This window comes from Protofrankia sp. CiP1_Cm_nod3 (genome assembly GCF_982290655.1).
Genome location: NZ_CEVIVD010000169.1, coordinates 1,553 through 9,824 on the forward strand (window position 1 = coordinate 1,553; position 8,272 = coordinate 9,824).

An 8,272-nucleotide genomic window follows, 5' to 3' on the forward strand; every position below is an offset into this window, starting at 1 on the left:
CCCGTCCGCCCGTCCGCCGCGCTCAAGCGGTCCGGCGGCGTTGCCTCGGAATCGCCCGGACACGACGACCAGGGCCAGTTCAGGCCGACATGGCACCAGTTGAAAACCTTCTATATTAGTAGATATCACCCCTGTGGACGAATGTTATCCACAGGGGTGGCCGAGATGCACAGTCAGGAAATGCCCGACACATGGAGAGACATCCTCCTTGATCAGGATGGTGTCGTACGGCTGGAAGTGGCGGTTCGTGCCCTCGGCCGGCCGGCCGTCCGCCATCGGCTCGTGACCGGCGCCTGGCAACGGGTGCACCTACGGGTGCTCGTCACCCACAGTGGCCCGCTCTCCCCACCGCAGACGCGGTGGGCGGCCGTACTGCACGCGGGAGCCGATGCGGTACTCAGCCATGCCACCGCCGCCGAGCTGGGCGGGCTGCAGGGCTTCCCGTCACAGAACGATCCACGTCAGCGTGCCGAACGCGCACCAGGCGCCTGCCGTCCCCGGTGTACGGGTCCATCGCCGCCGCGGCCTGGGCGCCGACGGCATCCTCCCGGCCGTGCGTCCACACCGCATGCGTATCGAACACGCGCTGCTCGACATGGCGTCGACCGCGACCAGCGAGGACGCGGCCAGAGCGGTGCTGGCCGCCGGCGTCCAGCAGCGGCTGACAACCGCCGCACGGCTGCGGGCCGTCCTCGACCGGCTTGTCCGGGTCAGATGGCGGCGTCTCATCAGTGAAACCCTCGCGGACGTCGAGGGCGGCTCCCATTCGCTGCCCGAACTGCGTTTCGTCCGCGCGCTGCGCGCGGCGTCCATACCGCTGCCGGACCGGCAGGTGGCCCGGCAGCGAGCGAGCGGACGCTGGTATCTGGACGCCCACTGGGAACACGCCCGCCTGACAGTGGAGATCGACGGCACCGGCCATCTCGACCCCCGCACCTGGCTGGCCGACCTCGCCCGCGGCAACGAGCTGACCCTCGCCGGCGACCGCGTCCTACGCTTCCCGTCCTTCGCCGTCCGTGACCACCCCGACGACGTCGTGGCCCACATAGCCCTCGCACTCACCAGCCCACTCACGAACACGATCATGACAACGAGGGGACAGGTGGCTGCCACAGCAGCCACTTACACACTCAATCGTGTGATCTGACGCGGCGTTGGGGTCTTTTTGGATCTTGACTGGTGGGGGTGCCGGCGGCGGTGTGGGAGGGGGTCTGCTGGGGGCTGGTCCGTGTGGGTGAAGATGCCCACGGGAAGCGAAGCGGGCTAGCTCAGGCGGGTGACGGCTACGGTTACGCCCAGGGAGGTCGATGCGCCGCCGGAGTAGACGCCGAGGAGGGGTGGGACGTCGTTGTAGTCACGGCCGCGGGCCACGACCACGTGTTGCTGCCCGGCGGGGACGCCGTTGGTCGGGTCGAAGCCCCACCAGTCGCCGAGCCAGCCCTCCACCCACGCGTGGCTCTGGCCGACGACGGTCTCGCCGATCGTGGCGTCCGTGGACGGGTGCAGGTAGCCGGAGACGTACCGGGCCGGTAGGCCAACGGCCCGCAGCAGCACCAGAGCCAGGTGGGCGAAGTCCTGGCAGACGCCTTCGCCCTGCTGCCAGGAGTCCACCGCGGACGTGTGCACGCCGGTCGTGCCGGGCCGGTAGGTCAGGCGCTGCCGGACCCATTCGCCGACAGCCGGGACGAACTCGGCCGGGGTGTGGCGCGCGGCGAGTTCGCGGGCCGTCTCGGCGAGCTCCGGATGGTCCGTGGTGAAGCGGCTCGGACGGATGAACTCGACGAAGCGGTCCGTGATCGACCCGTCGGCGAGGGCCTGCCAGTCCGGTCCGTCGCTCGGTCCCGGCCGGGCGGGGGCGGTGCGTACCACCGAGCGGCCGGTGACGACGAGCTCGGTGTGCGGGGTGTGCAGGTCGAACGCGGTGACCTGCGTGCCCCAGTAGTCCCAGTAACGGTAGGTGGCCGCCGTCGGCTCGGTGCGCACGGTGGCCTCCAGGGTGAGCTGGCCGGCGGCGGTCTGCGGGATGATCCGGGTCTCGTTGTACGAGGAGATCACCGGGGCCGCGTACCGGTAGCCGGTGGAGTGCTCGATCCGGATCTGCCAGCTCACCGCCGCGCCTCCGTTCGCCCGCCGGCCCCACCCCGGCCCGCCGCCACACCGGCCCGGCCCCGGCCAGCCATCATGCCGGCTCCGCTCTCACCCGTCGTCATGCTGGTACCTCGATCGTCCAGGAGCGGGGGGCGTTGCGGGCGAAGTAGCGGTGCGTGACTGCCTCGCTGACGGTGGAGCAGGTGCGTTGCAGCGACACCAGCAGGTCGGGCATGTCGTCGACCAGCTCGTCCACGCTGCGGAACTCAAGTTCGGTGCGGGCCCGGCCGACGATGCGGCGGGCCATGTCGTCCACGGTGAACCGGGCCTCGCGGCGGGTGCCGTCGAGCTCGGCGAGGATCTGCTCGGCCATCGACAGCGACCAGTACACCGACCGTGGGAACAGCCTGTCCAGCAGCAGGAACTCGGCGACGCGCGCGGCGTCCACGGCCCGCCGGTAGGTCCGCAGGTACGCCTCGTGCGCCCCGCAGGAGCGCAGCAGGCTCACCCAGCTCTGGGACGCGGGATCCTCGCTGATGCTCGACGACAGCAGCCGGGCGGTCATGTCGACCCGTTCCAGGCTGCGCCCGAGGATGAGGAAGCGCCAGCCGTCGTCGCGGGCGAGGGTGGCGTCGACCAGGCCGGCGAGCATCGCCGTCCGTTCCCTGATGTAGCGGAAGAACACGTGCGGGCCGAGGCGGCGCGCGAGCTCCTCGGAGTGCGGCAGGTCGTTCCAGGTCGCGTTCAGGCACTCCCAGACCTCGCTGGAGATGACGTCGCGGGCGCCGCGGGCGTTCTCCCGGGCCGCGCCGACCGCGCCGGTGATGCTGGACGGGTTGGCCGGGTCGAACGCGAGCAGTTCGGTGACCTGCCGTGAGTCCGCGGCGGCGGCGTCGTCGGGCGCGGGCATGCCCATGACGGCCAGCAGCTCCCGGCCGGCCGAGGTCTCGTCCAGCCACGGGTCCTCCAGCACCCGTTGGACGTGGACGTCGAGGATGCGGGCGGTGTGCTCGGCGCGCTCGGAGTAGCGGCCGATCCAGAACAGCGACTCGGCGATGCGGCTCAGCATGCGGCCGGCCCGTTCAGGCGGCGGGCCTGGTCACCGATGGTCTCCGGCCGTGGCTGTCCGTGTTCCGACTGGTCCCACCGCGGCTCCTGCCGCTGCCCTTGCCGCTCCTGCCTCTGCCATGGCTGCCCCTGCCATGGCTGCCCCGGCTCCTGTCGCCGTGGCTGCCCCGGCCGGTGTTGTGGCCGCCCTGGGGGTGGTTGCGGCTGCCGTCCCTCCCGCTGTTGTTGCTGTTGTTGCTGCTGGTCGCAGGAGGGGAACGGGCCGACGTCGGGGCCGTCGGCGACCTGCGGGACGTTGCCCGGCGGCCGGGTGCGCGGGGAGATGCTCTCCCGGCTGGACTCCGGCGAGGCCAGCACCCAGGTGTCCTTGGAGCCGCCGCCCTGGCTGGAGTTGACCACGAGGCTGCCGCGCGGCAGCGCGACCCTGGTCAGCCCGCCCGGCAGCACCCACACCCGGCGGCCGTCGTTGACCGCGAACGGGCGCAGGTCCACATGCCGTGGCCCCAGCCGGTCACCGGCGAGCGTGGGCGAGGTCGACAGCCGCACGATCCGCTGGGCGATCCAGCCACGCGGGTCGGCTTCGATCTTCAGCCGTAACACGCCGAGCTCCGCCGCGGACGCCTGCTCGCCGATGACGATGCCCTTGCCGCCGGAGCCGTCCACCGGCTTGAGCACGAGCTCGTCGAGGTGGCCGAGCACATGGTCGCGCTGGTCGGGGTCTTCCAGCCGGTAGGTGTCGACGTTGGCCAGGACCGGTTCCTCGCCGAGGTAGTACCGGATGAGGTCGGGGACGTAGGTGTACATCAGCTTGTCGTCGGCGATCCCGTTGCCGACCGCGTTGGCGATGGTGACCCGGCCCGCCCGGGCGGCGTTGAGCAGCCCGGCGCAGCCGACCACCGACTCGGGGCGGAAGTGCAGCGGGTCCAGCCAGTCGTCGTCGATCCGGCGGTAGACGACGTGGACGGGCCGGTCGCCCTCTGTCGTGCGCATGGTGACGTTGTTGTTGCGTACCGTCAGATCCCGTCCTTCGACGAGTTCGACGCCCATCTGCCGGGCGAGCAGGGCGTGCTCGAAGTACGCCGAGTTGTACACCCCCGGTGTCAGCACGACCACGGTCGGGTCGGCGACGTCGGGCGGGGCGGCGGCCCGCAGCGCGTGCAGCAGATGGGTGGCGTAGTCCGCGACCGGGCGCACCCGGTGGGTGGCGAACAGTTCGGGGAAGACCCTGGTCATCGCCCGCCGGTTCTCCACCACGTAGCTGACCCCCGACGGCACCCGCACGTTGTCCTCGAGGACGCGGAAGCCGCCCCGCTCGTCGCGGATCAGGTCGATGCCGCTGACGTGCGCGCGGACCCCGTTCGGCGGGTCGATGCCGTGCGCGGCGCGGTGGAAGTGCGCGCTGGAGAGCACCAGCCGGCGGGGGACGATCCCGTCGGCCAGGACCTCCGCCCGCCCGTAGATGTCGGCGAGGAACGCCTCCAGCGCCCGGACACGCTGGGTGACCCCGCGTTCGATGACGTCCCATTCGGAGTTGTCCAGCAGGCGGGGGACGAGATCCAGCGGGAAGGGGCGCTCCTCGCCGAAGAGGTTGAAGGTGATCCCGGCGTCCCGGAACGCCCGGTCGAGCGCGGCCTTGCGGGCGGCGAGGTCGCTGCTGCTCAGCGGCCGGAGGGCGTCGTAGAGCGAGGCGTACAGCGGGCGGGGGGTGTCCGGGGCCTCGAACACCTCGTCCCAGGCCTGCGTGGCCTGGGACGCATACCCTTCGAAGAGGTCCGCCACATCCGGAGAGCCTAAGTTGCCTGTGTTACCGCCGTATGACGGCGTTTCGGCCCTGGTGGCACAAAAATGATCACCATGCCGCCGGCTGTCGGTTGCAGGATGGATACAGATGTGTACCAGACGGCTAACCGTAGTCCGAGATCGGGCGATCGTAGTCTGAGACGATGGGTCTGGCGGCGCGGTGCCGCCTCGCTGTCATCGGCTGTCGGTTGCCAGCACCAGTCGGTCGGTGACCGGCAATCGGTTGCCGGTCACCGGCTGCCGGTAGGGCGGTAGCCGATCGCTCCACGTTCGTCGACGTTCCCGGAAGGCCACGTACACCAATGATCATTGCGTCCGATCTCGAGCTGCGCGCGGGCGCCCGCACCCTCATCGAGGCGGTGTCGTTCCGCATCCAGCCCGGCGACCGGATCGGGCTCGTCGGACGCAACGGGGCCGGCAAGACGACGCTGCTGAAGACGCTGGCCCGCGAGACCCTGCCGTTCGCCGGCACGGTGGACGTCCGCGGCGAGCTCGGCTACCTGCCGCAGGATCCCCGCAGCGGCGACCCGTCCGATACGGTCCGCGACCGCGTTCTTTCTGCCCGTGGTCTCGACGCGTTGCTGCGCGAGATGGAGAAGCTGCACGTCGAAATGGCCGAGCTGGTCGACGAGGCCGCCCGCGACACGGCCATCCGCCGCTACGGCCGGCTGGAGGAGCGTTTCGGCACGCTCGGCGGGTACGCGGCCGAGGCCGAGGCGGCCCGGATCTGCTCGGCGCTCGGGCTGTCGGACCGGGTCCTCGCCCAGCAGCTCGAGACGCTCTCCGGTGGCCAGCGCCGCCGGGTGGAGCTGGCCCGCATCCTCTTCGCCGGGGCCGGCGACAACCAGGCGACCCTGCTGCTCGACGAGCCCACCAACCACCTCGACGCCGACTCGGTCGTCTGGCTGCGCGACTTCCTGCGCTCCCACGACAGCGGGCTGGTCGTGGTCAGCCACGACGTCGACCTGCTCGACCGCTGCGTGAACAAGGTCTTCTACCTCGACGCCACCCGCGCCGCACTGGACGTCTACAACGTCAACTGGAAGACGTACCTGTCCCAGCGGGAGCTCGACGAGCGCCGCCGCCGCCGCGAGCGGGCCAACGCCGAGAAGAAGATCGACGCGCTCAAGGCCCAGGCGGACAAGATGCGGGCCAAGGCGACCAAGGCCCGCGCGGCCCACCAGATGGACCGCCGGGCCGAGCGGCTGGCCGCCGGCCTGGCCGAGGTGCGCGTCGCCGACCGGGTCGCCAAGCTGCGCTTCCCCGACCCGGCGCCGTGCGGGCGCACGCCGCTGACCGCCACCGGGCTGTCGAAGTCCTACGGGTCGCTGGAGGTCTTCGCCGGGGTCGACCTCGCCATCGACCGCGGCGCGCGCGTCGTCGTCCTCGGCCTCAACGGCGCCGGCAAGACCACGCTGCTGCGGATCCTCGCCGGCGCCGAGACCCCCGACACCGGCGAGGTCCATCCCGGTCACGGGCTGCGTCTGGGCTACTACGCCCAGGAGCACGAGACCCTCGACACCGACCGCTCGGTACTGGACAACATGCGCGCGGCCGCACCCGGCACCTCGGACGTGGAGCTGCGCCGCATCCTCGGGGCCTTCCTGTTCAGCGGGGACAGCGTCGACCAGCCGGCCGGCACCCTCTCCGGCGGGGAGAAGACCCGGCTGGCCCTGGCCGGGCTGGTGTGTAGCGCCGCCAACGTGCTGCTGCTGGACGAGCCGACCAACAACCTCGACCCGGCGTCCCGCGACGAGGTGCTGGCGGCGCTGGCCACCTTCCGCGGGGCGGTGGTGCTGGTGACCCACGACCCCGGCGCGGTCGAGGCGCTCGCGCCCGACAAGGTCCTGATGCTGCCGGACGGCGTCGAGGACTCCTGGTCGGCGGACCTCGCCGAACTGATCACCCTGGCCTGAGACGTCACCGGCGGCCCGCGGGGCGGCCCGCTCCGGCGGTGTGTCCGGCCCGGTCGGCGGAGCTCCGGCGTAGTCCGGCCGGGGCTGGCGCGGTCCGGCGTGGGCTGGCGGTGTGTCCGGCGCGGGCCGGCGGCAGTGATCGTCCTGGCTCGCGGGTCGCGGTCATCATGGCCGGCGGGCGGGTGACCGGCCCGGCTTGGCACACTGGCCGGGGACGTATCGGACGCCGTCACCATCTGATAACCGTCCGGGAAGCGTCCGGAGATCGTTGATAGATCGTCGAGAAGCTGTCGAGGAGTGGTGGGTCAGGTGGTCGTGTGAGCGCGGAAGGTGGTAGCAGGGCGGTCGTAGCCGCGCTGGCGGCCAATCTGGGGATCGCGCTGGCGAAGCTCGTCGCGTTCCTCATCACCCGGTCGTCGTCGATGCTGGCCGAGTCCATCCACTCGCTCGCCGACTCGGGCAACCAGGGCCTGCTCCTGCTCGGCCGGCGGCGCGCCACCCGGCCGGCCGACGAGGAGCACCCCTTCGGCTACGGCCGCTCCCGCTACATCGCCGGCTTCCTCGTCGGGATCGTGCTGTTCAGCGTGGGCGGGCTGTTCTCCGTCTACGAGGGCGTGGAGAAGCTGCGCCACCCGCACCATCTGGACAACGGCGTGGTGGCGGTGGTCGTCCTGCTGGTGGCGATCGGTCTGGAGGCGTTCTCCTTCCGGACCGCGATCCACGAGACCCGGCAGGTCAAGGGGGACGCGTCGTGGTGGGGCTTCATCCGCGCGGCCCGCGCCCCCGAGCTGCCGGTGGTGCTCCTGGAGGACCTCGCCGCGCTGGTCGGCCTCCTGCTCGCCCTGGGCGGTGTGGGCCTGACCCTCGTGACCGACGACCCGATCTGGGACGGCGCGGGCACCCTCGCCATCGGGATCCTGCTGCTCGTGGTGGCCGTCATCGTCGCGGCGGAGACCCAGGCGATGCTGGTGGGGGAAGCGGCGGCCCCGGCGACGGTCGCGGTTATCCGGGACGTCCTCGGGCACTCCCCGCACATCACCGACGTCATCCACATCCGCACCCTGCACCTGGGGCCGGAGGAGCTGCTCGTCGCGGCGAAGATCGTGCTGGACGTGGAGCTGACCGTGCCCGCTGTCGCGGCCGTGATCAACGACGCCGAGTCCCGGCTGCGCGCCGCGGTCCCCATCGCGCACCGCATCTACCTGGAGCCGGACCTCCGTCCACCCGCGGCAGAGCCCGCCGCGGCAGAGCCCGCCAGGGCACAGGCCAGCACCCCGCCAGCCCACTGACCAGCCCCGCGCCCCCATCCCGTCCGTGGGAACGAGTACGTAGGTGGCTGCTCTGGCAGCCGGTTGTGCCCTCGTTCTCGTGGGCGGGCGGGGTGCTGGCCTGTGCCCTGG

The 8,272-nt window shown here is 71.7% G+C and carries 6 protein-coding genes; 3 read left to right on the top strand and 3 right to left on the bottom strand.

The features are described 5' to 3' along the window. Positions 1–466 precede the first annotated feature (466 nt). Positions 467–1,147, top strand: a complete 681-nt coding sequence (locus AC5LUJ_RS21315; protein WP_493465594.1) for an endonuclease domain-containing protein — start codon at positions 467–469, stop codon at positions 1,145–1,147. A gap of 116 nt (positions 1,148–1,263) precedes the next feature. On the opposite strand, the gene AC5LUJ_RS21320 is transcribed toward AC5LUJ_RS21315, so the two are convergent. The 3 genes from AC5LUJ_RS21320 to AC5LUJ_RS21330 form a co-directional block, all read right to left on the bottom strand. Further along, positions 1,264–2,109, bottom strand: coding sequence for a transglutaminase family protein (locus AC5LUJ_RS21320; RefSeq protein ID WP_250290749.1), 846 nt, complete (start codon positions 2,107–2,109; stop codon positions 1,264–1,266). Between the two features lie 97 nt (positions 2,110–2,206). Further along, complete coding sequence (locus tag AC5LUJ_RS21325; protein ID WP_250290750.1) at positions 2,207–3,157, bottom strand: alpha-E domain-containing protein; 951 nt, start codon at positions 3,155–3,157, stop codon at positions 2,207–2,209. Beyond that, complete coding sequence (locus AC5LUJ_RS21330) at positions 3,151–4,935, bottom strand: circularly permuted type 2 ATP-grasp protein (protein WP_250290752.1); 1,785 nt, start codon at positions 4,933–4,935, stop codon at positions 3,151–3,153. Before AC5LUJ_RS21330 ends, AC5LUJ_RS21325 begins: the two co-directional genes overlap by 7 nt. Positions 4,936–5,258: 323 nt before the next feature. Here AC5LUJ_RS21330 and AC5LUJ_RS21335 point away from each other — a divergent pair, with 323 nt between their 5' ends. Both AC5LUJ_RS21335 and AC5LUJ_RS21340 read left to right on the top strand, forming a co-directional pair. Further along, the gene (locus tag AC5LUJ_RS21335) at positions 5,259–6,872 is read left to right on the top strand and encodes an ABC-F family ATP-binding cassette domain-containing protein (protein WP_250282672.1); all 1,614 of its coding nucleotides are present in this window, start codon (positions 5,259–5,261) and stop codon (positions 6,870–6,872) included. 317 nt (positions 6,873–7,189) lie between these two features. Further along, positions 7,190–8,161 (top strand): cation diffusion facilitator family transporter, encoded by a 972-nt coding sequence (locus AC5LUJ_RS21340; RefSeq protein WP_250290753.1) that lies wholly within the window; start codon positions 7,190–7,192, stop codon positions 8,159–8,161. Positions 8,162–8,272 lie beyond the last annotated feature (111 nt).